Below are 25,124 nucleotides of genomic sequence, written 5' to 3'. Positions count from 1 at the left end.
TTTTATGTTAAACCGAACCACCATCGCAGCAATTGCCACACCGCCGGGTCGTGGTGGTGTCGGCGTGATTCGCCTGTCTGGTCCCAAATCTTATGCCATTGCAGAAGCATTAACGCAGCAATCCTTACCAGAAGCACGTTTTGCTGGTTTCCGTAAGTTTTATGATGCATCGAATGAAATCATGGATGAAGGTTTGGTGATTTGCTTTCCAAATCCGCACTCTTTTACGGGTGAAGATGTGGTGGAGCTTCAAGGTCATGGCGGCCCCGTTATTCAAAATGCATTATTGGCACGCTTACTTGAATTGGGTGCTATTGCTGCAAAAGCGGGCGAATTTTCAATGCGCGCCTTTGAAAATGGCAAAATGGACTTGGTGCAAGCCGAGGCGATTGCCGACCTGATTGATGCCACCTCACAAGCTGCTGCGCGTTCTGCGGTACGTTCATTACAAGGTGCTTTTTCGAGCAAGGTCAATACGGTGTTAGAAAAACTTATCCATTTGCGTTTGCATGTGGAAGCAGCGATTGATTTTCCTGAAGAAGAAATCGACTTTTTGGCGGATGGTAAGATTTTGGGTTTATTGGATGAAGTGGCAAGCTCGGTCCATGCTGTGCAGCAATCTGCCCGTCAAGGTCAGTTACTACGTGAAGGTTTACAAGTGGTGATTGCCGGTAAACCCAATGCAGGTAAGTCATCGCTACTCAATGCTTTGGCGGGTGTTGAACGTGCGATTGTGACGGATATTGCGGGTACGACACGTGATGTTTTACATGAAAAAATCAGCCTCAATGGTTTGCCAATTACCTTGACCGATACTGCAGGTTTACGTGAAACCGGTGATATCGTCGAAAAAGAAGGGATTCGTCGCGCAATTAAAGAAATTGAGCAAGCTGACTTGTTACTTTTGGTCTATGACTTAAGTCAGGGCGAAGATCCACTACAATTGGCTCAAGCGTACTTTGCTGATCATATTGAACCGAAGCGTTTGATGTTGATTGGTAATAAATGCGATTTGACGGGATCTACCGCGGAAATTACCGATTTAAACGGTTTTCGACATATTCGCGTTTCGGCTAAACAAGAAACTGGCGTTCAAGCGCTTATTGATGCGATTACAGCGCATGCAGGCTTTCAACCAGAGGAAGATACCTTTATTGCTCGAACACGCCATTTAGACGCAATGAAGCGCACTCAGCGCTATCTTGCAGAAGCACGTGAGCAGTTGGTGGTTTATCATGCGGGTGAGTTGGTAGCCGAGTCTCTACGGTTGGCGCAAAATGCTTTAGGTGAAATTACGGGTGACTTTAGTGCGGATGATTTACTCGGGAAGATTTTTGGATCATTCTGTATTGGCAAGTAATAAAACGATTGAGCTCCTCGTTTCATCCATTGAAATATCCATCCAAAGCACGATGTTCGAAAACATCGTGCTTTTTTTGCATCCCTTTAGCCTGGGTTTGAGCCAAAAATGATTTTAAAGATCGATCTCAGCACATCTTTCATTTTCATCCCATAAAAAGGATTGATCGCTGCTCTTTTCGATGCGGCTTCAACTTTGACTTTGAGTGTTGCATAGTCTGGAAATTGTTGCTGTTGCGAGGATTCTTCGACCGCTGACAAAATATCAATTAAAAAAGCACGATTGATTTTTGAACTTAATGGAATGGATTGATACCACTGTTTTTCAAAGCGACGATCTAAAAAGATATCGGGAATTTCGGGGCTGGTGGCATAAAACATGGCTTTGGTGCGCATACATTTACTGCATTGACCACAATTTTTTGGTCGAGCCCTATAGTCCACACAAATCGACAGGGTTTGTAAATCTAAGTCAGATTGGCTTAAAAATGCGGTTTTTTGAGATCGCGTGACATCATCGTCAAGGGTGATTAATGCCCCGGATCGATTCTTCATCAATCGGTTGGATGCCGTATTTGAGCCATAGGGATGAACGAATAATTGTTGATCTAAACGATAATCGGCTGAAATTCGATATTGCTGGTAATGTTCAAAAATCGAAGCGCAGGAAAACAGCGAAAAGATATGTGTGACATGTGAACCTTTAGGGTTACAGCCATATTTACTGTATAGCGCGTAAGCATCGGTTTTTACCACGCGACTTTGCTTAAAAACTTGGCTTCTAAAGTCATGGGTCTGATCCATTAAGGCCTGAAATTTTTCATGGTCATCAAATTTATAATCCATTCCATGCACAGTGAGACAATCAGAATCTTGCCCATTTTCAAGAAAAGCTTTGTATGTACTATAAGTGGAGTCAATCCCACCGCTAAAAAAGCTTAAATTTTGAGTGGTTTGGTTTGCCTGTGGTGTTTGGATAATCGATGCAGCACTGAGCATGACTGGTTGATATAAATCAGGTAACCAAGCGGCCCAGACCGTTGAAACCTCCCGTGCGGAGTGGAGGGTTTGTATTGAAATAGGTCCTTCTACATGCAGCGGGATGCCAAGGCGCATGGCAATCGGTAAAAAGCCCCAAACAATAAAATCATAGGTTTCTAATTGCGGTAAGGATTCAAATGGTAAACTATAGTGAATATTCCCATATTCACTGCTGGCGATGATTTGATTATCCGCAGTGTTAATTTGACATTGAATTTTTAGCATTTTTTTAAATTTTTGAATCACATCAGACAAGATCTTAATTTAATTTAATTGATTTTTATAGGGTTTTTTAATTGTTTTTGGGTTAAAGAAACATTCGATACAAGATGCTTCTTGAATAATTTCAGTAGTTAATTGGTGTTCAGACTACGGTGCCAAAACAATAAGCCGATACACAATAAGCCTACGCCAATACAGAAACCTAAAACACCGACGATCAAGCCGAAATGATCAGATAAATAGCCGGCTGCAATAATTGGAATAATGGTTCCTAAATATCCGATAAACAAATAGGTCGAGATCACCGCAGCACGGTTTTGATTGTTGGTCATTTGATGAACTAAGCCAAATGCGCCTAAAAGCCCCAGACCATGCCCGACACCCACTAAAATATCGCTAATAAAAAACAATGCGCTCCAATGTTGGGTCATACATAGCGCAAGGAGCGCATAGCTCAGTATTAACACCATTAAGCCGGCATTGACACATTTTGCAGAAGGAATCGATTTCGCCATAAATTGCACGACAGCGGAAACCAGCAAGATATTTGCAATGGCACTACCACTGACCAAAGGGCCATGCCATGGGATTGCATCTTTAACGAAAGAGGGTGCGAGTGATGCAAATAAGCTAAAAGAGCCAAAGGCACAAAAGGCAGTTAGTCCGGCGATATAAAATCGTGAATGATCACGCTTTTCAGGCAATTCCAAATGTGGTGCCACTGAAAAAGGCTGGGGCTCAAAATTCGGTGTGCGAATAAAAAATAACCCTATTAGACACGCCAAACCCCCAAAGATCACAGGGATATAAGGGGTGACTAAAGGCTGTTCCGAAAATTGGGCAATCACTCCACCAATAAATGGGCCAAGACCAAAACCAATCACGGTAATGATTGAACTCAACTGTGGAGCATTATTTTTATGCGGTTCAGGAATGGTATAGACCAAGCCAAGCATAGCTGAGGTACTAATTAAACCCGAGGCAATGCCGATAATAAAGCGACCGATAGATAACCACAGCGCATTACTGGCAAACACCGATAAGCTTAAACCTAAGATGATGCATGCCATACCAATTTGCAGGGTTCTTAAAAAACCAAAACTGTTACTGGTACGACCTAAAAACAGCAAGGTCGCTAGGCAACCAAACATGTAGGCAACAAAGATATAGGTGATATGACTCGGCAGCAGTCCCCAAAGTTGCTGATAAATGGGATACAGAGGACTAGCTAGCGCTGTACCAATAGTGCCCATATAGAGTGCAAGGCTCACCATGATGAACGGTCGCCAAGAGGGAGATATGGTCATTTTAAAGTCGCAGAGGTACAGTCAATAGGGTCAATATTGTGCTGCATGAGAAAGAAGGAAATATGTGCTCAGTTTAATGCCGATTGTTTTCCATGGTCAAATCGCAGTTGTAACTTTATCCATAGCGTTTAAGCAGTTTTACAAATTCTTCCAGTTCTGCTTCATTGATTTCAGCATCTTGAGGTAATACATGATGGCGTAAATGTGCTTCGATGAGTTCATTCATTAATCCATTTACAGCACCTTTGATGGCCGCAACCTGTTGTAAAACCTCGATACACCCTGCTTCGGGTTGCTGTAAAGCCAGTTCGACCGCATTGACCTGACCTTGTAGACGTTTAACCCGATTTAAAATCTTTTTGTCCTGATGTAAATGACTCAACACTTTCTCCCGAAAATAAATATACTATGGGGGAGTATATTTAAGCATAGAACCTAATGAAAACTTCCCCATCCATCCGAATTCATCATCATCAATTTGATGAAGGTAATCCACTCGCACAAAAACGGATCTTAATTGCCACTATTTTAACGGCAGTCATGATGTTGTTAGAAGTCATTTGCGGATGGATTTTTAATTCGATGGCATTATTGGCTGATGGTTGGCATATGAGTTCACATATGTTGGCATTAGGCTTGGCCTATTTTGCCTATCGTGCTGCACGCCACTATGCCCAAGACGCTCGTTTTAGCTTTGGGACTTGGAAAATTGAAATTTTAGCGGGCTATAGCAGCGCGATATTATTGATGGTCGTTGCTGCATTTATGGCCTTTCATTCGGTGGAACGCTTATTCAACCCGGTCCAAATTCATTATAACGAAGCAATCCCTATTGCGATTTTAGGTCTAATGGTGAACTTGATCTGTGCTTGGTTATTGCATGATGACCATCACCATCACCATCACCATCACCATCACCATCATAGCCATGAGGAGCAGCATGATCATCATCACGACCTCAATCAGAAAGCAGCCTTCATGCATGTAGTTGCTGATGCGGTGACTTCAGTGTTGGCCATTGTGGCTTTATTTGCTGGAAAATGGATGGGCTGGGGATTTTTAGATGCGCTATTGGGGATTGTTGGTGCAGTGCTAGTCGGTAAGTGGGCTATTGGCTTGATGAAAGAAACAGGACAAACATTACTGGATGCGGAAATGGATCACCCTGTCGTTGATGAGATTCGAGAGGTTTTAATGCAATTGCCTGTCGACGTCGATGTGACCGATTTACATGTGTGGAAAGTGGGTAAAGGTCAGTTTTCATGTATTGTTGCTTTAGAAACCAGTCAGGCATTGAGCGCCGATGAAGTGCGTCAAGCGCTGTCGATTCATGAAGAAATTGTACATGTGTCTGTTGAAATTAATTCACCTGATGCAGCTTAATATGTTCCACGTGAAACGGCATGTAGCTATTGCGTAATGAACTGAAAAAAGCCCAAGACTTTCACCTGTTAAGGCTTAGAATGCTGAATCAATTAAATGTTGAAGTTGTTCGGTCTATGTTGAAAAAAATATGTGCGTTGGCGTTGAGTACCACCCTTTCGACTTTTGCTTTGGCGGATGTAGCACAGGTTCAAAAGCTCTTGGCAGAAAAGCACCCTAGTTTAAAAATTGAAAATATTCAAAGTACCGAAATGCCGGGCATATATAGTGGCTTTGTTGAAGATCAAGTTTTGTATTTGAGTGAAAATGCGGATTATGTGATCGCAGGTTCTATGATTCGTTTAAAAGATCAAAAAAATCTGACCAAACAATTGATCCTCAGTCAGCAAAAAACTGAGTGGAATAAACTTCCATTACAAGATGCGATTAAAACAGTCAGGGGGAATGGGAAGCGCCAAATCGCGATCTTTTCTGACCCAAATTGCCCATATTGTAAGAAGCTTGAAGTAGAACTGGCAAAACTCAATGATGTGACCATTTATACTTTTGTCACAGCGATAAAACCGCAGTCGTTGGCGCCATCGAAGCAGATTTTTTGTGAGTCAAACCCTGCTATGGCCTGGGATAATTTAATCAATAAGGGAATTCAACCGAAGTCAGCGAAAAGTTGTGCAAACCCGATTGATCGAAATTTAATATTAGCTAAAAGCTTAAAACTAGGTGGTACACCGGGAATCGTTTTTGCCAACGGTTCGATCTTAACCGGTGCTTACCCTGCTGCTGAATTAGAATCGATGTTAAAAGAGATCAAATAATTTCAGCTGTACGGCATGAATAAAATATAAAAAAAATACCCGTCTATAGGCGGGTATTTTAATGGTGCTATAAAAATTAGACGCGGGTTTTTTTCGTTACAAGGTTATAGATAAACAACACGATGATTGCACCAATGACGGAAGCGATAAATCCTGCAGCAGAATTTTCTCCATACAGACCTAATAAACGTCCGCCATAGGTCGCAAGTAAAGAACCTGCAATCCCGAGAATGGTGGTCATGATGAAACCGGCTTTGTCATCTCCAGGATGGATCGCACGTGCAATTAAACCAGCAATAAAACCAACAACAATCGCAACAATGAGTGACCACATAGTAACTCTCCTTTTGTTATCATGTATTTGTTTTTTACGACATATTCAATCTTTATCTTTAATCAAAACTAAGCTGAGCTACAGCCTAAACATGCAAAAAACTGTTGTTTTTTTGTTCTGAAATAGCCAGAAAAGTAAAAAAAAGTGGCCTTAGGCCACTCTTAAGTATCTGATCTTGCTTAGAGACCAATTTCGCCAATAAATGGAATGTGACGATATTTTTGATCATAGTCCAGACCATAACCTACGATAAATTTATCTTCGACTTCAAAACCTAAAAATTTCACTTCGAGTTCAATCTCACGACGTGAAGGCTTGCTAACCAAAGTACAAAGCTCGATTGAATTTGGATTGCGCGTCTGTAAAATTTCTAAAACTTTGCTTAAGGTATTTCCTGAATCGATAATATCTTCAACCACCAAGACATCTTTATCTTTAATGTCGCCGTCTAAGTCTTTTAAGATTTTTACATCACGAGTAGATACGGTCCCACCGCCATAACTTGAAACGGTCATGAAGTCGAGTTCATGCGGTTTTGAAATTGCGCGGCAAAGGTCAGCCATAAAAATAACAGAACCGCGTAAAAGACCGATTAACACCAACTCTTTGTCGCTGTTAGCATAGTGTGCATCAATTTTTGCGCCAAGCTCTTTCACTTTAGCTTGAATTTCTTCAGTGGAAATCAGTACGCTCATTTGAACAGACATGGGTAGATACCTAAAAAAGCAAATCAAAAAAATAAAAAAGGTGTTGACTTGCAACACCTCTAAAGATGAACCAATTTTAATACATCTGGCTCGCAGATGCATCTTTTTTGCCGTTGAAAATGTAATCAGTTTTTCTTGGAAGTGCTGTCACGCTTGAGTAAGCACAAACAAGCGACGGCAATCAGTCCAATTTTCAACGCTGTTTTTCGTCTCGGTCGAGCCGTTTTATGCTTTGACATACGCACATTGTCCAAACACATAGGTGGCATGGATATTACGATCATCACCCATCAGCATGAGGGCAAATAAAGCATCTTCCAGATTTTTGGCACGTTGTTGACGTAAGGCTTGTAAAGCCGTGGCATTTAAATCGAGCACCACAAAATCTGCTTCTTTGCCCAAATCAAAGTTTCCAAGTTTGTCCTCTAGATCTAAGGCTTTTGCTCCCCCTAAAGTGGCATGGTACAGCGCTTCAAATGCGGACAGTTTATCGCCTTGAAGTTGTTGAACTTTGTAGGCTTCATTGATGGTTTGTAGTTGGTTAAATGAGGTGCCTGCGCCAATGTCTGTGCCTAAGCCGACTTTCACCTGTTTTTCCCATGTTTTCTTTAATGGAAATAAACCACTGCCTAGGAACAAGTTCGAGGTTGGACAAAACGCGATTGCAGAGTTGGTCTGATGCATACACTCCCACTCGGCATCTTCCAAATGCACGCAGTGCGCAAACACGGAACGTGATCCGGTCAGACCATAATGATGATAAACGTCCAAATAGCCGTTTTGCTCAGGGAATAATGATTTGACCCACGCGATTTCATTTTTATTTTCACTCAAATGCGTATGCACATAAACATCAGGATACTCGGCTTTTAGCTCCCCTGCCCGTGCCAATTGCTCAGGCGTTGAGGTTGGGGCAAAGCGAGGCGTGATGGCATACAGGTTACGGCCCTTGCCATGCCACTTTTCGATGAGTGCTTTGGAGTCGTTATAGCCACTCTCCGCGGTGTCACATAATGCTTCAGGGGCATGTCGATCCATCATGACCTTACCGGCAATTAAGCGCATCTGATGCTGTTCTGCAGCTTTAAATAAAGCATCGACCGATTGTGGATGAACGGTACAAAAAACAAGAGCTGTTGTGGTTCCGTTTTTGAGTAACTCGTTTACAAAGAACTGTGCAATTTGCTCTGCATAAGCCGGATCTTCAAATTGGATTTCAGTTGGAAAGGTATAGGTATCGAGCCATTCCAGTAGCTGTTCACCATAAGCCCCCATCATTTCCGTTTGTGGATAATGAATATGGGTATCGATGAAACCCGGAACAATCAATTGATCGGAATAATGCTGTACTTCAACCTGATCTGGGAGATGGTGTTGGCCCTCAGACCATGGACCGAACCATTGAATTTTTCCGGCTTGCGTAATTAGCAAACCATCTTCGAAATAGCGCACTTGGTCGTGAATTTCACGTGCTTGGGCAACTGTATTCTGAATATCTAGAAAGCGACCACGGATCGCTGTAGATGCGATAACAGAAGACATGACATACCTGCAGTTTAGAATTTTTTCGGTTGATTGTAGCCCAATTTGGTTCAAAATACCGTTAGAGTAATTGTGAAAATGTGTTCTAAAAAATAGAACAGTTGTTTATAAGTGATTCTGTTTTTTTGTTCATTGTATTTGATTTGAATAATACAAAAGCATTGAGCTGTATACATTACATCGATGAATGAATAAAGACCATGAGTCGCAACGCTTGCTATATTGATCTCAAGAGCGCCCTTTAAAAAACGATAATGAACCCTTTAGTGAACATGAGCTATTCAGACCAATTAAAGCATAACCTGCTTCAGCATCAAGGCATCATGCAGATTTTACATGCCCTGTATGCCATAGATACACAGGCTTATTTGGCCGCAGGCGTGGTTCGTAATTTGATTTGGTCACAGCGACATCAACAACTCTATGTACTGGAAGGCACAGAAGTGGATGTGATTTATTATGCTGAACATGATGATGGAACACAGGGTCACAAGATCCAACAACAGATGCAGTTGAATTTTCCTCACATTCATTGGGATGTTACCAACCAAGCGACAGTACACCAGTGGTATCGCTTGGAAAATGGTGAGCCGATACAGGCGCTCAAGTCGATTGAGCATGCCCTATCGTTGTGGCCAGAAACTGCTACTGCCATCGCTGTTAAATTGGATGATCAACAGCAAATACAGCTGATTGCTCCTTTGGGCTTAGATGATTTATTTGAATTAAATGTCCGCTGGAACCCACGTTTAGTCAGTCAGGCGACTTTTTTGCAGCGTGTGCAGCAAAAACAATTTTTACACCGCTGGCCGAAACTCAAACTCTTGATGACGCCTGAAGCTTAGCTCATGGCTTTGCTACAGAATAAAAAAAGCCTTCTCGAAAGAAGGCTTTTAATCATCTAAGTGTTTTAAAGCATGGTTTCATTGTGCTTCTTGCTGTGTCGGATCGATAACCACGCGGTGATGGTTAAGGTCACCACAATAAAGCCGAGTGAAATCCAAATTGGCATGTGGAACACATCGAGCAATAGCATCTTAGCGCCAATAAACACCAGGATAATGCCTAGACCATATGGTAAGTAATGCATTTTCGATGCAGCACCTGACAAGAGGAAGAACATAGCACGTAGACCTAAAATCGCCATTAAGTTTGCCGTCAGTACAATGAACGGGTCAGAGGTAACCGCAAAGATCGCTGGGATTGAGTCCACCGCAAAAATGACGTCCGATGCTTCAACCAAGATCAATACTAAAAAAAGCGGCGTTGCCCATAAGACACCATTTTGACGAACAAAGAATTTATCTTCATGCATCTGAGGGGTAATACGCATGTGTTTACGTAGCCACTTCAAAATCGCCATATCTTCGATATCTTTATCTTCTTCGTCTTGGCCTTTAAGGAATTTAAAGCCGGTATACACCAAGAACGCACCGAAGAAGTACAGCACCCAAGAGAATTCTTGAACGAACCATGCCCCAATAAAAATAAAGATGGTACGCAGTACAATTGCGCCGAGGACACCGTAGAGCAACAGTTTACGCTGCAAAGCAGGTGGAATGGCAAAGGCAGCAAAGATCATGAGCCAGACAAAAACGTTATCAATTGCAAGTGATTTTTCGAGCAGATAACCAGCGAAATATTCCATGACTTTGGTGTTTGCAACAGCGACACCAGCGGTTTGCTGTAAGTAGAGCCACAATGCACCACCGAATAAGGTAGCCACAGAGACCCATGCAATACTCCAATAGGCAGCGGTTTTGACTTTGATTTCTTGGCCTTTGTTATTTTTAAAGCCTAAAAAGTCGATGAGTAGCATGATGGTGACTAAACCGAAAAATGCCAGATATAGCCATAAAGAGCCAATCGTTTCCATGTGTATTCTCCACATCTAACAACCAGCCATAAAAAAACCTCGACCAGTTGCCAGACGAAATAAAACGCCTGAGACAACATGATCAAGGTCTTGCCTACATCGTACTGTAATGATTTTCAGCAGCGATGCTCAGATACCGACTTTTTGCAAAGTGTAATGACGATATTCTGACACGTAAAACAAGGTTTACGTTTGGAGGAGGCTACTCCCCTTGTTCAAATTTTGTTTTGGACACTGTCCAAATATGCGGCAAAGCATGACAGTTTTTAGTTCAAAGTGCAATCAGCAATTTACGAATTCATTTAATGTGCCATGGGAGGATTAAAATCACCACGTTGTACCAACGCTAAGGCTAAAAGTGTGCCGATCACCGCGATGATTCCTCCGATCACGCCAATATAGCTCAAACCGAAATGTACGCTGACCATGCCGCCCAAGAGTGCGCCACCGCCAATGCCGACATTATAAAGTCCTGAATAGATAGCCATGGCGACATCTGTGGCATCGGATGCGAGATGCAGCGTCTTTGACTGTAATGCGAGACTAAATCCAATGATACTCATGCCCCACAATAAACACACCGCACTCACACCTGCAAAACTCAAAGAAACAGGCAGCAACAGCACCATCGATAAAGCCAGTATGCCCGTACTCAAAGGAATCGCAACTTTAGGATATTTTCCACCAAATTTCCCGAACAGATAAGAACCCAGAAAGCCTGCTGCACCAAAGATTAATAACAAGGCTGTGGTTTGCATGGAGCTGAACGCAGCAATGTTAAGTGAAAACGGCTCGATATAGCTATATGCAGTAAATTGCGCGCTAATGACGATAATGGTTAATGCAAAGACCATCATTAAGCTTGGACGGTGAATAAACTGTTTTAGGCTGCTCAGTGAACCTGAGTTCAAACTCGGCAGTATTGGCAGCGTTTTGGCTAAAATCAGGCATACGATACTGGCGCCAATGCCAATCAGAGCAAAGGTATTTCGCCAACCATAGGCTTCTCCAACCATCCGCCCAAACGGAATACCGAGAACCATTGCCAAAGCTGTGCCTGTGGCCAAAAGACCCAAGGCCTGAAATTCTTTGCCTTTCGGCGCAACACGAACTGCCAGCGACGCAGTAATGGACCAAAAAAGTGCATGCGAGAAAGCAATGCCAATTCGACTGAGCAATAAAGTATTAAAGCTCCATGCGAAATACGACAGAACATGGCTGATAATAAACACCATAAATAAGCAAATCAGGAGTGATCGACGTTCAATATTTTTGGTCAATAACATGATCGGCAAAGAAATCGGCGCAACCACCCATGCATACAGCGTAATCATGATGCCGACATGGGTCGCGGCTAAGCTAAATGTTTTGCCAATATCGCTGAGCAACGCGACAGGTACAAATTCAGTGGTATTAAAAATAAATGCTGCGAAAGCCAAAGCAATCACAGCCGTCCAAGAGCCAGAAGAAGCCGTTTCGGAGGGAGAGGCAGACATGAGTGTCTTCAAATAAAAAAAGTGGCATATTTTACTATGCTCTATACACAAGCAGGAACCGATTTAAGCCCTGTACATGCGGTTTAAATTAATACAAAAACAACAGAGTTGACCTGCATTACATGCCAATTTATAAAAAAATGGAGGAAATTTAAGATGTTTGTACAACAAGATGATGATCAAAAAAAAGGAGCTTTCTTTGTTGAGCAAGATGGAGAGCGTTTGGCAGAGATGACTTACTCATGGGCAGGCGATGATAAATTTATTATTGATCATACCGATGTCAGTGATAGCTTGCGAGGCCAAGGTGTTGGACGACATCTCCTCGATGCAGCAGTGAATTTTGCTCGGGAAAAAAACGTGAAAATTATTCCACTCTGCCCTTTTGCAAAATCTGTATTTGATAAAGATGAATCGATTCGTGATGTTCTACGCTAAATTGTTCAGCGTGATGTGGATTAATCATTTGGATAAATAAAAAACAGCCTGATGGTATTGCAATCAGGCTGTTTTTATTTGAAATCTAGTTGTGAACTTGAATTAAGATCGTGATTTATACAGCGATACAACCAAGCATGCTGCAGCAATCAGTAATACAAAGATAGCGACAAGATAAAGGTCCATAATAAAAATATCCGGCAAGTGTGATTTAATTGTTTTTTAATTAATGTGAAAGGTGTACGGATTTATTATCACCTACAGTTGAATATAGGTTGTTTAAGTTCTGTACCAATCACTTTCTCGTTTGTTACACGGTGTATTTTTTCATAAAAAGGAAGAAAAAACAGTGACTATGCAACATCAAGATAATGGTCAAAAAGGTGAATTTTTTCAGTTAAATGCTGAGGGTGTACGCCTTGCAGAAATGAGTTATCTATGGCGTGATGAACATACCATTGTGGCAAATCACACGTGGGTAGATGACTCATTGCGTGGGCAAGGGATGGCTCGAGTGTTATTGGATCATTTGGTGGAATTCGCTCGTGATAAACACTTAAAGATTATTCCTACTTGTTCTTATGTTGATGTGATGTTTCGTAGAGATAAAACCCTTGCCGATGTTCAAGCCTAGAAAAGCCCGCCATGCGGGCTTTTCTATCATTATGAATTTTTTAAAAAATTTAAAAGCTAAGTTGTATTTAATTGAGCTTTAATTTTAACAGCGTTGAAGGTGCTTTGAAAAGATTTGGCCAAAACTGCAATAAGATCGAGCAGCTTGATATCCCTAAAAATAAGCTTAAACACATGATATTTAATAATGCAAAGTCATTCAGTACAAAATAAATACTGCCAATAGTCATCATCATTAGTAAATAAATGAGATAGTGAGGAATCGCAGTACGCAGTGTTATTCCTAAAATAAATGAGCAAATAACGACATTAAAAAAATCTGAAACGCCAAAATTATTCAGTATGATCAAAGCAGCAAAATATACACAAGTGATCGATAAAAAAATGAGTAAATTTTTAAGCATGGTCGGCCTCTTTATTCATCTTCAAATGGAAATAATTTCATTGTTTTAATATGTATAAGTTTAAAAAAATGAAGGTGATATCGGTATACGTGATCTTGGTTTTCTGTTGTAAGTTAAAAAGCACATTTGATTAAAAAATATACAAATATTTACTCATCCTGTAGAACTTTCTACGTTAAAATCGTGCAAATACTTTAAGAATAAACACAATGATACAACTTTGTTATGCCAGTACACGTGTAGAACAACAATTTGATTTAATACAAGATTTAAGTGATATTTTGGTGAGAGCCCGCAGCTTCAATACCGAACAGCGTATTTTTGGCGTGCTGTACTATGCCGAAGGCCGGTTCTTCCAATGCTTGCAAGGTGAGCAAGCGGCTCTCGAACAGCTTTTTCAGCATATTGCGAAAGATACTCGCCATCGGGATATTGTGCGTTATCCTGATCAAAATATTGATCAAATCGATTTTTCAAAATGGTCGATGAAATATGTCAACCGACATAGTGAAATTGCTAGTTTGTTTCAGCGCTTTGGACATTCAAGCTTTCAACCCGACGTGCTCAATCTAGAACAAATTCAGGCGTTTTTAACGACATTGTTAAGATTAGAGAATGTTGAACAGCCGGTTAAGCTGGATTTAGGCTATAAAAACCGAGGCTATCAGCATTATTTTTAAGCTGAGTGTGAATAAAAAAAGCCCGCGCAGCGGGCTTTTTTTTATTTTATCTAGTGGGTTTAGGCTTTTAATGCACTGATCAACTTCTGATGTAAACCACCAAAACCGCCATTCGACATAATCACCACAGCATCGCCCTCGCCTGCCTCGCTTACGATGGTTTGAATGATGTCATCCAGTGAACGAGCCACCACAGCTTTATTCGTAGCAGCTTCAATCACAGGCTGTAGATCCCAATCCAAACCTTCAGGTTGATACCAAATCACTTCATCCGCTAAGCGTGCAGAATGTGCAAGGCCATCTTTATGGCTACCCATGCGCATGGTGTTAGAACGTGGTTCGATTACCGCCCAAAGCTTACGTTCACCCAAGCGCTTACGTGCACCTTCCAGTGTGGTATCAATTGCAGTTGGGTGATGTGCAAAGTCGTCATAAACTTCAACGCCACGTACGGTACCCAAAAGCTCCATACGACGTTTTACACCACCAAAGTTCGAAAGCGCCTCACACGCCGTTTCAATCGAAACACCGACATGTTCAGCCGCAGCAATGGTTGCTAAAGCATTGGCTACGCTGTGTTGCCCAGTCATGTTCCATTTCACTTCGCCTTTCACTACACCGTGCTGAAGCACTTTGAAATGTGAACCGTCAGCAGACAATTGTTCGGCATACAGTTCAGATTTGTCATTGGCATCTAAAGAAGTACGCACTACAGATGTCCAACAGCCCATTTCCAAGACTTCATCAATATTTGTTTCGGTAATGGGCGCAATAATACGGCCTTCACTTGGAATAGTACGCACTAGATGATGGAATTGCTTTTGAATCGCTGCCAAGTCATCGAAGATGTCGGCATGATCAAATTCTAGGTTATTTAAAATCGCCGTTTTTGGATGATAATGCACGAACTTAGAACGTTTATCGAAGAATGCAGAATCGTATTCATCTGCTTCAACACAGAAGTATTTTCCACCGCCTAAACGTGCACTCTCAGTGAAACCCAATGGTACACCGCCAATCAAAAAGCCTGGTTCTAAACCTGCTTGATCGAGTACCCAAGCGAGCATGGTTGTGGTTGTGGTTTTACCATGGGTGCCTGCAACACCTAACACATGTTTGCCTTGTAAGACGTGGTCTGCAAGGAACTGTGGGCCAGAAATATAAGGTAGGCCTTCGTTCAGCATGTATTCCACAGCATCAATACCACGTTTCATGGCATTGCCGACAATCACGAGATCTGGGTGTGGTTGAAGGTGGCTACGGTCATAGCCTTGCATTAAGGTAATGCCTGCATTTTCCAATTGGGTAGACATTGGTGGGTAAACGTTTTGGTCTGAACCCGTCACCTTATGTCCTAAATCACGCGCCAAGAGCGCCAATGAACCCATAAAGGTGCCACAAATACCCAAGATATGCAGATGCATTCGTTCTAACTCCACTGCTTTTATCGACACATCACTTTGTTATTGTGGTGTTGTCATTATAGATTTGGTTGAAAAGGTTAATTTCATTTGAGAGCAACCATAGCAAGGGTCTTAGCGAAAAGATAGATTTTTTTGTATGAGATCGTGCAAAAAGATTGAGCACGTAACTGATCAAATGTACGCAATTTTCTTGAGGATAAAAACACGGAAAATAGGCGCGAAATCATGATGAAAAACGTACAATAAGCGCAATTTTTTGCGATCTTGATTGCTTATGTCACTTGCCCTGTTTTTATTGATTATTTCCAACTGTTTTATGACTTTGGCCTGGTATGGGCATTTGAAGTTTTTACATGATGCACCGCTTTGGCAAGCGATTTTATTTGGATGGGCGATCGCGTTACTCGAATACAGTTTTATGATTCCAGCAACGCGACTGTTGGCCAAACATGGGTGGTCATTGGGCCAAATGAAAATCACACAAGAAGTCGTGACGCTCTTGGTCTTTGTTCCATTTATGATTTTCCTTTTTAAACAACCCTTTAAGTTGGACTATTTGTGGGCAGGTTTATGCCTTTTTGGATGTGTCTATTTTGTATTTCGCAGTGCTTAATTGATTCAATACCGCATGGGGCTGATCATTTAGGTGAGGCGTGTTTGCAGGCATTTTTGAGGACTTTACTAAACTCACGGTCTCGTGGAGTGGGATCTTCATAGTCAAAGGCATAATCACTCTCACTGGTCAGTACAGTCATTTGACCGTCTGCTTCAAAGTTCATGAGAGCAAAACCATAGCTTTGGTCATCGCAATACACACGATATTCTGAAATTGAATACATTTTATCGCGGCCATCATCTGCTTTGTAATAGCCTGTCATCTTGACCGGCTCACGTTCATCAATGATCGATTTTCCGGTGACTAAAAATTTTTCGTGGATGTAGCCATTACTCTTAATTTGGCCGTTATAGTCTTTTTGTTGCTGTAAAAGGTTAAATTCTTTCACAAATTGGTTCGTATTGAGTTGAACGAGTTGGGCAAAACTTTGAGAGCTTAGGGCTAGAGTAAGTAGGATAAACATCTGTTTCATATTTAAAGTGTTGTTATAAATATTGATTTAATAAAAGTTTTTATAAAATTGAAAAAAATAAAAATATTTTCATCAAAATATTATGGAGTTTTCTTTTAAAGACAACCGTTAAATTTTATTGAGATGAATTTTCAGTCTATAATATGGGGCTCTTATTAAAGCTTGGCTCTAGTCGAGATTTACTCTCTCTTACTTTAATCTCTGGAAACATTGCAATGAATGCGGCCGCTTCACAAGACACTCCTCTCGTTGGAATTATCATGGGTTCTCAATCGGATTGGGCAACGCTAGAAAACACTGCCAATATGCTGAAACAGCTTGGCGTCCCATTTGAAGCGGAAGTTGTATCTGCACACCGAACTCCAGATCGATTATTCGAATATGCTGAAACCGCACGTGATCGTGGTATTCAAGTGATTATTGCCGGTGCTGGCGGTGCAGCGCATTTACCAGGTATGTGTGCAGCCAAGACTGACCTACCTGTACTTGGTGTACCGGTAAAATCATCAATTTTAAACGGCGTGGATTCATTACTGTCTATCGTGCAAATGCCAGCAGGTATTGCAGTTGGTACTTTGGCGATTGGCCCAGCGGGTGCGACCAATGCAGCGATCATGGCGGCACAAATTTTAGGTTTAACGCGTCCTGAAATCGCAAAAAATGTTGCAGATTTCCGCGCTGCGCAAACCGATAAAGTGGCGAGTAAAAATATTCCGGGTCAAGCTTAATTAAGGGGCATTTCTCATGGATAAAACCATTGGTATTTTTGGTGGTGGCCAGTTGGGTCGCATGATGGCGCAAGCGGCATTGCCTTTAAACATTCAATGCACCTTCTTTGAAGCGAGTACTGAGTGCCCTTCTGCAGCGCTGGGTCCAGTGATTTCGACTCAAGCTGAAAATGGTTTGCAAGATTTCATTCAGAGCGCAGATGTTTTCAGCTTAGAGTTTGAAAATACTCCGTTAGCAGATGTTGATGTGTTGACCAAGAACAAAGCATTGCACCCACCGCGCCAAGCTTTAGCGATTGCACAGCATCGTTTGTCCGAAAAGGCTTTGTTTGATGAATTGGCTATCCCAGTTGCACCTTATAAGGCCGTGACATCTTTCGAGGGTTTACAAGCTGCTGTTGCTGAGTTGGGTTTACCCATCGTACTGAAAACATCGCGTGGCGGTTATGACGGTAAAGGTCAATTTGTGCTACGTAGCGCTGAGCAAATGGATCAAGCATGGGCTGAACTAGGCCCTGCAGGTGAATTGATCGCGGAAAGCTTTGTAACCTTCTCACGTGAAGTCTCAATCATTGCGGTGCGTGGTCAAGATGGTGATGTGAAAACATGGCCATTGGCGGAAAACCACCACCACAACGGCATTTTGTCGCATTCGATTGTGCCTGCGCCAAACAGCGCAGACTTACAACCAGTTGCGCAAGACTACATTACTCGCCTGCTCAATCATTTGAATTATGTCGGTGTTTTGACGCTAGAGCTGTTTGTGACAGATAAAGGCTTATATGCCAATGAAATGGCGCCACGTGTGCATAACTCGGGGCATTGGTCGATTGAAGGCGCAGTGTGTTCACAATTTGAAAACCACATTCGTGCTGTAGCTGGCCTACCTTTGGGTTCGACTGAAGTTGTTCGTCCAACGGTCATGGTAAACATCATTGGTCAACATCCGAAGTCTGAAGATGTATTGGCACTGAATGGCGCGCATTTGCATCTGTATAACAAAACAGAGCGTGAAGGCCGCAAAATCGGTCACATCACTTTAATGCCGAACGATACTGCTGAATTAACAGCTTTATGCCGTGCTTTGGCGAAAATTTTGCCGAATCCACTGGCACTTAGCGAAGATATGACCATTTAAACCTGTGTTTGAATGATAAAAAAGCGGTCATGCACATGGCCGCTTTTTTTATTGCTGTAGTTCGGGCATCATTGCGCCTCTTTGCAAAATCACACCGTTTATCGCTGAAACGATAAGAAACTATTGATCATAAAGTGTTCGTTCGTTTATAAATATTCTGCGTTAATCTTCGTATGATTTTTTGTGTATCAATAGCCTGTGATGTGTGAATCAAAATCAAAAATAACCAAAGCGTTTTGAATTTAAATTGTGTTTTTGAATTCAAACTATGAATTTGAATTCAAAAAATCCTATACGAAAAAAATGAATTCAAAGTTTATGAATTCAAATTTGAAAAATGAATTCATTTCGCCGTGTTTAAATTTAAAATTTGAATTTAAAAGTTGCTCAGACTTATTGGATCTATGGGGAGTATATTTTAAAACCTATAATATTTTGATTATTAATAATAAAAATGAATTTTTACCCCATTTTGCATTTGTGGATAATTTTTTATGCACCTAATTTATCTTTAAATTTAAAAGTTTTGAATTTAAATTTAAATTGGTGTTTGGTTTGTAATGAATTTAAAGTTGGGTTGTGGATAACTACTTTTGAATTCAAATTTTAAAAATGAATTTAAATAAGTAGAAAATATGAATTTAAATTTACGTTTTGAACCTTTAACTTTTGCTTTGAGCTGCTATTGTTAAAGCAACAATTTAAATTCAAAAAAGATCTAGGGTATGAAGCATCACTTAGGATTTGTTTTCGGGACTGCTTTATTGGCAATAACTCAGGCAAATGCCGAGTTGATTATTAATGGTCAGTCTGTCAATTCGTCGAGCATGCCTGCAACAAGTAGCATTTCACCACAAAATAACTTTCAAGGTTGTTTAGCCAATTTGCGCTCGCAAGCAATGAATGCTGGTGTGAGTGCATCCACTTATGATCGCTATACACAAAATTTAACACCTGATTATTCTGTGATTGAAAAGCTCAACTATCAGCCTGAGTTTTCAACTCCGATTTGGGACTATCTGTCCGGTCTGGTAGATGAAGAGCGTGTACAACTGGGTCAGCAGAAATTGGCGCAGCATCGTGATGTATTAAACCGTGTCGCAGCAGCTTATGGTGTGCCTGCTGAAACCGTGGTCGCGGTTTGGGGTGTGGAGAGTAATTTTGGTGATATTGCGGGTAGCTATCCTTTATTACAGTCATTGGGCACTTTAAGTTGTGAAGGACGCCGTCAAAGCTATTTCCGTGGCGAGTTTTTTGCAGCCATGCGGATTTTGCAGCGTGGTGATTTAAATGAATCTCAATTGAAAGGTTCATGGGCAGGTGCATTTGGTCATACCCAATTTATGCCGAGTACCTATGAAGAACTGGCCGTGGATTTTGATGGTGATGGCCGCCGTGATTTGGTGTCGAGTACCACGGATGCGTTGGCATCTACAGCCAACTTCCTGAAAAAGCGTGGTTGGCAAACTGGTCAGCCGTGGGGCTTTGAAGTAAAAATTCCCGAAGGAATGTCGATCAGTGGTGAAAGTCGCCGTAATAAAAAATCCTTGGACAGCTGGATGAATCGTGGTTTGCAGCGTGCCGATGGTACACCGTTAATACAAGGTAACCTTTCTGGATCGAGGCAAGCAGGTTTAATGGCACCGGCTGGGGCAAGTGGGCCTGTGTTCTTGGTGTTTAAAAATTTCGATGCAATCTATAGCTACAATGCCGCAGAGAGTTATGCATTAGCGATTGCGCATTTATCCGATCGCTTGCAAGGCAAGGGTGGCTTTAGTACGACATGGCCAACCGATGATCCTGGGACTTCACGTGCGGAACGACGTGAGATTCAACAATTTTTACTTAACCGCGGCTATGACATCGGTAAAGTTGATGGATTAATTGGAGATAAAACCCGTCAAGCAATTCGACAAGAGCAAAATCGACTGGGTTTAAGTCCAACAGGTCGGGCGGGACAGCAGATTTTACGGGCATTTCGTAATGAGCATGCCAAGGCAATGATGAATTAAGTTTGAGCTATGCTTTTTATATAGTAGTCAATATATATAAAAGCTTGTCTATATAAAAAAGGTCTGTAATTGCAGACCTTTTTTATATGTTTTTGACTCTTAAACCGCAGTGATTGTACCTAAGATACGATAGCCAGCAGCACCAGTCACACTTGGTAAATTTGCACTAAGCTGATTGACAAAGCGCATCGCCAACCAAGCAAAGGCTGTGGCTTCCACCCATGTTGGGCTTAAGCCTAAATCTGCGGTACTTTGTACCGTCCATTCATGTTTACGTAAACGCCAGCGCAGTTGCTCTAATAGGTGCGAATTGTATGCACCACCACCGCATACATAGACTTCACCAGTATCCATATCAGAACGGTAAATGGCTTTTTTAATGGCACGTGTGGTGAGTTTCATTAAGGTTGCTTGAATGTTTTCTGGCGTATCTTCAAGTTCGTCATATTCGAGATCTCCACGCCAATCGAGAATCTGTTCATCTAACCATTCAAGATTGAAGTCTTCACGACCTGTGCTTTTAGGTGGTTCTTTAGAGAAAAACTCATGTGCTTGTAAGCGGTCGAGCAGACTGCGAATAGGTTGACCATAAGCTGCCCAGTTCCCATTTTCATCATAGGGCTGACCAGTATAACGTTCGCACCAAGCATCCATTAAAATGTTAGCTGGACCTGTATCAAAGCCATACACGGCTTCAGGTTGACCTGCAGGCAACATGCTAACATTGGCAATTCCGCCCAAGTTTAAAATCACACGGTGAATGGTGTCATGTTGGAAAAGCGCTTGATGAAACGCAGGAACTAAAGGTGCGCCTTGACCACCTGCAGCCATATCACGGCGGCGGAAGTCTGAAATCACAGGGATTTTAGTGAGTTCGGTAATAATATTGGGGTCGCCAATTTGCAGGGTAAAACCATGTTCAGGACGGTGGCGGATGGTTTGACCATGTGAGCCAATCGCCTTGATTTGACTACGATCTAGCTCATTCTTCTCGATCAACTCATTGATGCCATGACCGATCATTTGAGCTAAAGCAACGTCTGCCTTACCCATGCGATCAATTTCGTTATCATCAGGCAAGGTGAGGGCCATCAGTTCATCACGAAGGTCTGGGTCAAAGGGAAGTGTGAGCGTCGCATGAATCTCTAAAGGATCAAAAGAAGCAGCAACAATATCGACACCATCCATGCTCGTGCCGGTCATTACCCCAATGTAGATCGCTGTCATGATGATTCTTAAGCCTGCAATGTGCTGAAAAAGTGTTAGTATATCGCACAAATTGTATAACTGATCTATTTGGATTTTGTGATGTCAAATTTCCTGCCGGCTGAAGAACAACTTGCCCTCATCCAACGAGGCACACATGAGATTATTTCTGAAGAAGATCTTCTTAAGAAATTAAAGCAGAATCGCCCATTAAAAATTAAAGCGGGTTTTGACCCGACTGCACCTGATTTACATTTAGGTCATACGGTTCTGATTAATAAATTAAAAGTTTTCCAAGATTTAGGTCATGAGGTTTACTTCCTGATTGGTGACTATACAGCCATGATCGGTGACCCAACGGGTAAGAGCGCTACACGTCCACCGTTGTCTCGTGAAAAAGTTTTAGAAAATGCTAAAACTTATCAAGAACAAGTATTTAAGATTCTTGACCCTGCGAAAACTAAAGTTGTGTTCAACTCAGAGTGGTTTGGTCAAAAAACTGCTGCTGACTTGATTCAGTTAGCTTCACAGCAAACTGTGGCACGTATGTTGGAACGTGATGATTTCACTAAACGTTATAACAGCCATCAACCAATTGCGATTCACGAATTTTTATATCCATTGGTGCAAGGTTATGACTCAGTTGCGCTAGAAGCAGATGTAGAGCTGGGTGGTACAGACCAAACCTTTAACTTGCTGATGGGTCGTACATTACAAAGCCGTTATGACCAAGAATCTCAAGTGTGCATTACTGTGCCGATTCTTGAAGGTTTAGACGGCGTAAATAAAATGTCTAAATCTTTGGGTAACTATATTGCTGTATTTGATGCACCGGGTGCGATGTACCAAAAAGTGCTGTCAATGCCAGATGATTTGATCGAACGTTACTTTGACTTGTTGAGCTTTAAATCGATTGAAGAAATTCAACAGTTGCTTAAAGAAGTGGCTGAAGGTCGTAACCCACAAGAAGTGAAGAAAATTCTTGCACTTGAATTGGTTGAGCGTTTCCATGGCGCAGAAGCTGCAGCAAATGCGCACAAAGGCGCAGGTAACTTGATTACTGAAGGTGAACTTCCAGAAGGTACACCAGAAGTAACGATTTCTCGTGGCGCATTTGGTGGCGAGATTTTCATTACTTCTATTTTGCGTGAAGCGGGTTTGACTAAAAATGCAGCTCAAGCAAAAGATGCAATTGGTCGTGGTGCAGTGAAAGTGGATTGGGAAGTGGTCGATGCAAGTTATGCTGTGTCAGAAAACAAAACTTTGATCATCCAAGCGAGCAAAAAAGCGATCGCAAAAGTAACTTTTACCGACTAATAAATTATTGAATTTTTAGTTAAGTTATTGAATTAAAAGCAGGCTTCGGCCTGCTTTTTTTTACCAATTAATATATTAATAATATAAATAAGTAAATTCAAAAAAACCCTTATAAAAACAACACTTAAATTTTGCCAAATGTGTTGCATTTCTCGAATTTTATGTATAAGATTTATTCATCTAGAGAGATATATACCATCTAGAGGGTACATAACGATAACTCCACTTTTTATAAGTCTCTTCCCCAAGGGACTCTTTTTTTAGTGAAGTAAACAGATAACTATAATAATTACACGATGGATCGACTAAAGATTCAATTCTAAGGGAAAGATTTTGGGAGAGATCTTTCCCTTTTTTATTTGTAAAATTGAGCTATTCCTTTCAAAAGTCACATTTATTTCTGTATTAAAGACTTTAACCGCGCCAAAAAAAAGCCCGATTCAATCGAGCTTTAAAATGTTTCTACTTAGACAGATGTTCATTGAGTTTTATTTTAGGGTTTAGAGCCAAATTGAATGAAGCTTAATTTAGGTAAGATCCGCTTGACTAAAGTCCCGACTAAAAGTGCGGTAATAATGGTGCCTTCACGTACCCCGATGACTTGATGTAAGACCAACCAACTGCTGATAACCGCAATACTGACCAAGAGAATATCGCCATAGGTTTTACAGTTGCCAAAATCAAGGCGATAACGAACAGCAATGGCTTGATAGAGGCCTTCTGCGGCCAAGAGGACTAGACTGGCTTTGACCACTAAGCTCACACCTAAAGCAGTAATCAGGCAACTTGCCAAGCAAGCCAGGAGTTGAAGTGGGTAACTTTCTATGCTCCAGCCTTGGGTCAGCCACATTAAACCGTCAATAAATGCACCAAATAAAATTCCCACGGGTAATTGCAACCACTGTATCCACTGAAAGCGTGATTTTAAGATCAGCATTTGCAGCAGGATCATGACGATATGCATTAATACTGTTAATGTGCCGACGGTGAGAGGAAAGATATAGCTAAAGCTGTAGGGCACTGAAGAAATAGGGGATGTCCCTAAATTTGAATGTATAGAGAGTACGACACCAAAAGCCAATAATCCTAATCCGCTTAATAGTAAGAATAAGCGTGGAAAAAACTGTGTTGGCATCCTGCACCTAAAAAATAAAAAGAGTGTACGTGAAATGCAGCCTGCGCTCTATGCGTCTAAAGCCCAAAAATAGTGGCTTTTTATGACTGTAATCGTTAATATTGATTATTCAAATAAATAGGCTGTATTTTTATCAGCAAAAATGACTAAGCATGTAATTAAAATGATTTTTGCAAAAACAGGCCTTATGGAACAATGGTCAAAAATCAAAAAAGAGCAACAACATGGCGTATTACAATACCGATAATCATGATGAACAGATCGATCGAATCTTGAGATATTTATTTGACTACCAAACCACACAGCATAAGCGAGCATTATTTTGTGAGGCGCAGCAACAATTACATGATTTGGATATCGCAGCACAGTACCAACTATTTGCATTGGTGCGAGAACAACTCCCTCGACGTGCAAAGCTGCTATTTTCTGCTGAAGATTTCCGTGGAAAGCAACAAGTCATCTTGGAAGTCATGCAACATTTAGCATATGAACGTTAAAAGAATGCTGGGAAATATAAAAATGCACGCTAAAAAAAGTCTATAAAGCTTGAATCGATATGATGACAGAAAAAAATGATGTGCTTTGAGGCAGAAAAGTAGACTAATGATTAATAAACAATCAAAGTCACTTTTATTAGACTTAAAAGCGCTGAAAAAGATTTGCTAGATATAAGAAATTTACTTAATTAAATATCGACTATTTGCTAAATATTTATAAAAAATGCTTAAAAAATAGGTAAAAGTGCAATTTTTTTAGCAAAAACGCTTATAAAAAATACATACGTGAAAAATATAGTGAATTGGGGGTTGCAATGATTCTGAAATGCTCTAGAATGCACC

The 25,124-nt window shown here is 41.2% G+C and carries 25 protein-coding genes; 13 read left to right on the top strand and 12 right to left on the bottom strand.

What is annotated here, in order from left to right; genetic code table 11:
* The first annotated feature begins 4 nt into the window (after positions 1-4).
* Positions 5-1,360 carry a tRNA uridine-5-carboxymethylaminomethyl(34) synthesis GTPase MnmE gene (gene mnmE / locus FTU13_RS16380; RefSeq protein WP_180036053.1) on the top strand — a complete coding sequence of 452 codons (1,356 nt, stop codon included), beginning with the start codon at positions 5-7 and terminating at the stop codon, positions 1,358-1,360.
* An 86-nt stretch (positions 1,361-1,446) separates the two neighbouring features.
* Here mnmE and FTU13_RS16375 read toward each other — a convergent pair whose 3' ends face one another.
* From FTU13_RS16375 to FTU13_RS16365, 3 genes are all read right to left on the bottom strand, one after another.
* Positions 1,447-2,625 carry a hypothetical protein gene (locus FTU13_RS16375; RefSeq protein WP_180128866.1) on the bottom strand — a complete coding sequence of 393 codons (1,179 nt, stop codon included), beginning with the start codon at positions 2,623-2,625 and terminating at the stop codon, positions 1,447-1,449.
* Between the two features lie 128 nt (positions 2,626-2,753).
* Positions 2,754-3,929, bottom strand: a complete 1,176-nt coding sequence (locus tag FTU13_RS16370; RefSeq protein ID WP_257226775.1) for an MFS transporter — start codon at positions 3,927-3,929, stop codon at positions 2,754-2,756.
* A gap of 115 nt (positions 3,930-4,044) precedes the next feature.
* Entirely contained in the window at positions 4,045-4,311 is a 267-nt protein-coding gene (locus FTU13_RS16365) for a metal/formaldehyde-sensitive transcriptional repressor (RefSeq protein ID WP_078194474.1), read from the bottom strand.
* 56 nt (positions 4,312-4,367) lie between these two features.
* On the opposite strand from FTU13_RS16365, the gene dmeF reads away from it, so the two are divergent.
* Positions 4,368-5,312, top strand: a complete 945-nt coding sequence (gene dmeF / locus FTU13_RS16360; protein ID WP_180133207.1) for a CDF family Co(II)/Ni(II) efflux transporter DmeF — start codon at positions 4,368-4,370, stop codon at positions 5,310-5,312.
* A 116-nt stretch (positions 5,313-5,428) separates the two neighbouring features.
* Entirely contained in the window at positions 5,429-6,127 is a 699-nt protein-coding gene (locus tag FTU13_RS16355) for a DsbC family protein (RefSeq protein WP_180128887.1), read from the top strand.
* A 76-nt stretch (positions 6,128-6,203) separates the two neighbouring features.
* Here the strand turns inward: FTU13_RS16355 and FTU13_RS16350 are convergent, their stop codons facing one another.
* From FTU13_RS16350 to guaD, 3 genes are all read right to left on the bottom strand, one after another.
* Complete coding sequence (locus tag FTU13_RS16350) at positions 6,204-6,461, bottom strand: GlsB/YeaQ/YmgE family stress response membrane protein (protein ID WP_078189516.1); 258 nt, start codon at positions 6,459-6,461, stop codon at positions 6,204-6,206.
* A gap of 179 nt (positions 6,462-6,640) precedes the next feature.
* Positions 6,641-7,168 (bottom strand): hypoxanthine phosphoribosyltransferase, encoded by a 528-nt coding sequence (hpt, locus tag FTU13_RS16345; protein ID WP_078194457.1) that lies wholly within the window; start codon positions 7,166-7,168, stop codon positions 6,641-6,643.
* Positions 7,169-7,393: 225 nt separating this feature from the next.
* Positions 7,394-8,710, bottom strand: coding sequence for a guanine deaminase (gene guaD, locus FTU13_RS16340; RefSeq protein ID WP_111885705.1), 1,317 nt, complete (start codon positions 8,708-8,710; stop codon positions 7,394-7,396).
* A gap of 272 nt (positions 8,711-8,982) precedes the next feature.
* On the opposite strand from guaD, the gene FTU13_RS16335 reads away from it, so the two are divergent.
* Complete coding sequence (locus tag FTU13_RS16335; protein ID WP_257226776.1) at positions 8,983-9,555, top strand: nucleotidyltransferase family protein; 573 nt, start codon at positions 8,983-8,985, stop codon at positions 9,553-9,555.
* A 65-nt stretch (positions 9,556-9,620) separates the two neighbouring features.
* Here FTU13_RS16335 and FTU13_RS16330 read toward each other — a convergent pair whose 3' ends face one another.
* A complete protein-coding gene (locus tag FTU13_RS16330; protein WP_180128862.1) occupies positions 9,621-10,586 on the bottom strand; it encodes a TerC family protein in 966 nt (321 codons plus the stop codon).
* Positions 10,587-10,888: 302 nt separating this feature from the next.
* A complete protein-coding gene (locus tag FTU13_RS16325; protein WP_180128860.1) occupies positions 10,889-12,082 on the bottom strand; it encodes a sugar transporter in 1,194 nt (397 codons plus the stop codon).
* 132 nt (positions 12,083-12,214) lie between these two features.
* On the opposite strand from FTU13_RS16325, the gene FTU13_RS16320 reads away from it, so the two are divergent.
* The 3 genes from FTU13_RS16320 to FTU13_RS16310 all read left to right on the top strand — a co-directional run bounded on the left by FTU13_RS16320 (position 12,215) and on the right by FTU13_RS16310 (position 14,237).
* Positions 12,215-12,520, top strand: coding sequence for a GNAT family N-acetyltransferase (locus FTU13_RS16320; protein ID WP_347269446.1), 306 nt, complete (start codon positions 12,215-12,217; stop codon positions 12,518-12,520).
* A gap of 307 nt (positions 12,521-12,827) precedes the next feature.
* On the top strand, positions 12,828-13,154 hold the full coding sequence (locus FTU13_RS16315; RefSeq protein WP_257221586.1) for a GNAT family N-acetyltransferase: 327 nt from the start codon (positions 12,828-12,830) through the stop codon (positions 13,152-13,154).
* Positions 13,155-13,766: 612 nt separating this feature from the next.
* The gene (locus tag FTU13_RS16310; RefSeq protein WP_180109492.1) at positions 13,767-14,237 is read left to right on the top strand and encodes a BLUF domain-containing protein; all 471 of its coding nucleotides are present in this window, start codon (positions 13,767-13,769) and stop codon (positions 14,235-14,237) included.
* 59 nt (positions 14,238-14,296) lie between these two features.
* Here FTU13_RS16310 and mpl read toward each other — a convergent pair whose 3' ends face one another.
* The gene (gene mpl, locus FTU13_RS16305) at positions 14,297-15,661 is read right to left on the bottom strand and encodes a UDP-N-acetylmuramate:L-alanyl-gamma-D-glutamyl-meso-diaminopimelate ligase (protein ID WP_180128859.1); all 1,365 of its coding nucleotides are present in this window, start codon (positions 15,659-15,661) and stop codon (positions 14,297-14,299) included.
* Positions 15,662-15,935: 274 nt separating this feature from the next.
* Here mpl and FTU13_RS16300 point away from each other — a divergent pair, with 274 nt between their 5' ends.
* Positions 15,936-16,274 (top strand): DMT family protein, encoded by a 339-nt coding sequence (locus FTU13_RS16300; protein WP_078189529.1) that lies wholly within the window; start codon positions 15,936-15,938, stop codon positions 16,272-16,274.
* Positions 16,275-16,299: 25 nt separating this feature from the next.
* Here the strand turns inward: FTU13_RS16300 and FTU13_RS16295 are convergent, their stop codons facing one another.
* Positions 16,300-16,749, bottom strand: a complete 450-nt coding sequence (locus tag FTU13_RS16295) for a hypothetical protein (RefSeq protein ID WP_180128858.1) — start codon at positions 16,747-16,749, stop codon at positions 16,300-16,302.
* Positions 16,750-16,964: 215 nt separating this feature from the next.
* Here FTU13_RS16295 and purE point away from each other — a divergent pair, with 215 nt between their 5' ends.
* From purE to FTU13_RS16280, 3 genes are all read left to right on the top strand, one after another.
* Positions 16,965-17,477 (top strand): 5-(carboxyamino)imidazole ribonucleotide mutase, encoded by a 513-nt coding sequence (gene purE / locus FTU13_RS16290; RefSeq protein ID WP_078189531.1) that lies wholly within the window; start codon positions 16,965-16,967, stop codon positions 17,475-17,477.
* Positions 17,478-17,493: 16 nt separating this feature from the next.
* Positions 17,494-18,615, top strand: coding sequence for a 5-(carboxyamino)imidazole ribonucleotide synthase (locus FTU13_RS16285; protein ID WP_078194467.1), 1,122 nt, complete (start codon positions 17,494-17,496; stop codon positions 18,613-18,615).
* Positions 18,616-19,340: 725 nt separating this feature from the next.
* Positions 19,341-20,627, top strand: a complete 1,287-nt coding sequence (locus tag FTU13_RS16280; RefSeq protein ID WP_180128856.1) for a lytic murein transglycosylase — start codon at positions 19,341-19,343, stop codon at positions 20,625-20,627.
* 99 nt (positions 20,628-20,726) lie between these two features.
* Here the strand turns inward: FTU13_RS16280 and FTU13_RS16275 are convergent, their stop codons facing one another.
* Positions 20,727-21,854 carry an anhydro-N-acetylmuramic acid kinase gene (locus tag FTU13_RS16275; protein WP_180079211.1) on the bottom strand — a complete coding sequence of 376 codons (1,128 nt, stop codon included), beginning with the start codon at positions 21,852-21,854 and terminating at the stop codon, positions 20,727-20,729.
* A 63-nt stretch (positions 21,855-21,917) separates the two neighbouring features.
* On the opposite strand from FTU13_RS16275, the gene tyrS reads away from it, so the two are divergent.
* The gene (tyrS, locus tag FTU13_RS16270) at positions 21,918-23,150 is read left to right on the top strand and encodes a tyrosine--tRNA ligase (RefSeq protein WP_171263825.1); all 1,233 of its coding nucleotides are present in this window, start codon (positions 21,918-21,920) and stop codon (positions 23,148-23,150) included.
* 493 nt (positions 23,151-23,643) lie between these two features.
* On the opposite strand, the gene FTU13_RS16265 is transcribed toward tyrS, so the two are convergent.
* Positions 23,644-24,285: a YitT family protein gene (locus FTU13_RS16265; RefSeq protein WP_180108237.1), complete on the bottom strand. Its 642-nt coding sequence runs from the start codon at positions 24,283-24,285 to the stop codon at positions 23,644-23,646.
* Between the two features lie 224 nt (positions 24,286-24,509).
* Between FTU13_RS16265 and FTU13_RS16260 the strand changes: the two genes are divergently transcribed.
* Entirely contained in the window at positions 24,510-24,782 is a 273-nt protein-coding gene (locus FTU13_RS16260; RefSeq protein WP_078194471.1) for a hypothetical protein, read from the top strand.
* The last annotated feature ends 342 nt before the right edge of the window (positions 24,783-25,124 follow it).

The organism is Acinetobacter sp. YH12064 (assembly GCF_013419735.1).
Classification (GTDB): Bacteria; Pseudomonadota; Gammaproteobacteria; order Pseudomonadales; family Moraxellaceae; genus Acinetobacter; species Acinetobacter amyesii.
This window is presented reverse-complemented; position numbering and strand designations above follow the sequence as displayed.

Excerpts from the sequence above, each read along its gene's own strand:
- dmeF (WP_180133207.1), top strand. The coding sequence starts at position 4,368 with ATGAAAACTTCCCCATCCATCCGAATTCATCATCATCAATTTGATGAA.
- FTU13_RS16265 (WP_180108237.1), bottom strand. The coding sequence starts at position 24,285 with ATGCCAACACAGTTTTTTCCACGCTTATTCTTACTATTAAGCGGATTA.
- purE (WP_078189531.1), top strand. The coding sequence starts at position 16,965 with ATGAATGCGGCCGCTTCACAAGACACTCCTCTCGTTGGAATTATCATG.
- FTU13_RS16310 (WP_180109492.1), top strand. The coding sequence starts at position 13,767 with ATGATACAACTTTGTTATGCCAGTACACGTGTAGAACAACAATTTGAT.
- FTU13_RS16330 (WP_180128862.1), bottom strand. The coding sequence starts at position 10,586 with ATGGAAACGATTGGCTCTTTATGGCTATATCTGGCATTTTTCGGTTTA.
- FTU13_RS16375 (WP_180128866.1), bottom strand. The coding sequence starts at position 2,625 with ATGCTAAAAATTCAATGTCAAATTAACACTGCGGATAATCAAATCATC.
- FTU13_RS16355 (WP_180128887.1), top strand. The coding sequence starts at position 5,429 with ATGTTGAAAAAAATATGTGCGTTGGCGTTGAGTACCACCCTTTCGACT.
- guaD (WP_111885705.1), bottom strand. The coding sequence starts at position 8,710 with ATGTCTTCTGTTATCGCATCTACAGCGATCCGTGGTCGCTTTCTAGAT.
- mpl (WP_180128859.1), bottom strand. The coding sequence starts at position 15,661 with ATGCATCTGCATATCTTGGGTATTTGTGGCACCTTTATGGGTTCATTG.
- FTU13_RS16285 (WP_078194467.1), top strand. The coding sequence starts at position 17,494 with ATGGATAAAACCATTGGTATTTTTGGTGGTGGCCAGTTGGGTCGCATG.
- FTU13_RS16350 (WP_078189516.1), bottom strand. The coding sequence starts at position 6,461 with ATGTGGTCACTCATTGTTGCGATTGTTGTTGGTTTTATTGCTGGTTTA.
- FTU13_RS16335 (WP_257226776.1), top strand. The coding sequence starts at position 8,983 with ATGAGCTATTCAGACCAATTAAAGCATAACCTGCTTCAGCATCAAGGC.
- hpt (WP_078194457.1), bottom strand. The coding sequence starts at position 7,168 with ATGTCTGTTCAAATGAGCGTACTGATTTCCACTGAAGAAATTCAAGCT.
- FTU13_RS16280 (WP_180128856.1), top strand. The coding sequence starts at position 19,341 with ATGAAGCATCACTTAGGATTTGTTTTCGGGACTGCTTTATTGGCAATA.
- mnmE (WP_180036053.1), top strand. The coding sequence starts at position 5 with ATGTTAAACCGAACCACCATCGCAGCAATTGCCACACCGCCGGGTCGT.
- FTU13_RS16295 (WP_180128858.1), bottom strand. The coding sequence starts at position 16,749 with ATGAAACAGATGTTTATCCTACTTACTCTAGCCCTAAGCTCTCAAAGT.
- FTU13_RS16325 (WP_180128860.1), bottom strand. The coding sequence starts at position 12,082 with ATGTCTGCCTCTCCCTCCGAAACGGCTTCTTCTGGCTCTTGGACGGCT.
- FTU13_RS16260 (WP_078194471.1), top strand. The coding sequence starts at position 24,510 with ATGGCGTATTACAATACCGATAATCATGATGAACAGATCGATCGAATC.
- FTU13_RS16300 (WP_078189529.1), top strand. The coding sequence starts at position 15,936 with ATGTCACTTGCCCTGTTTTTATTGATTATTTCCAACTGTTTTATGACT.
- FTU13_RS16370 (WP_257226775.1), bottom strand. The coding sequence starts at position 3,929 with ATGACCATATCTCCCTCTTGGCGACCGTTCATCATGGTGAGCCTTGCA.
- FTU13_RS16275 (WP_180079211.1), bottom strand. The coding sequence starts at position 21,854 with ATGACAGCGATCTACATTGGGGTAATGACCGGCACGAGCATGGATGGT.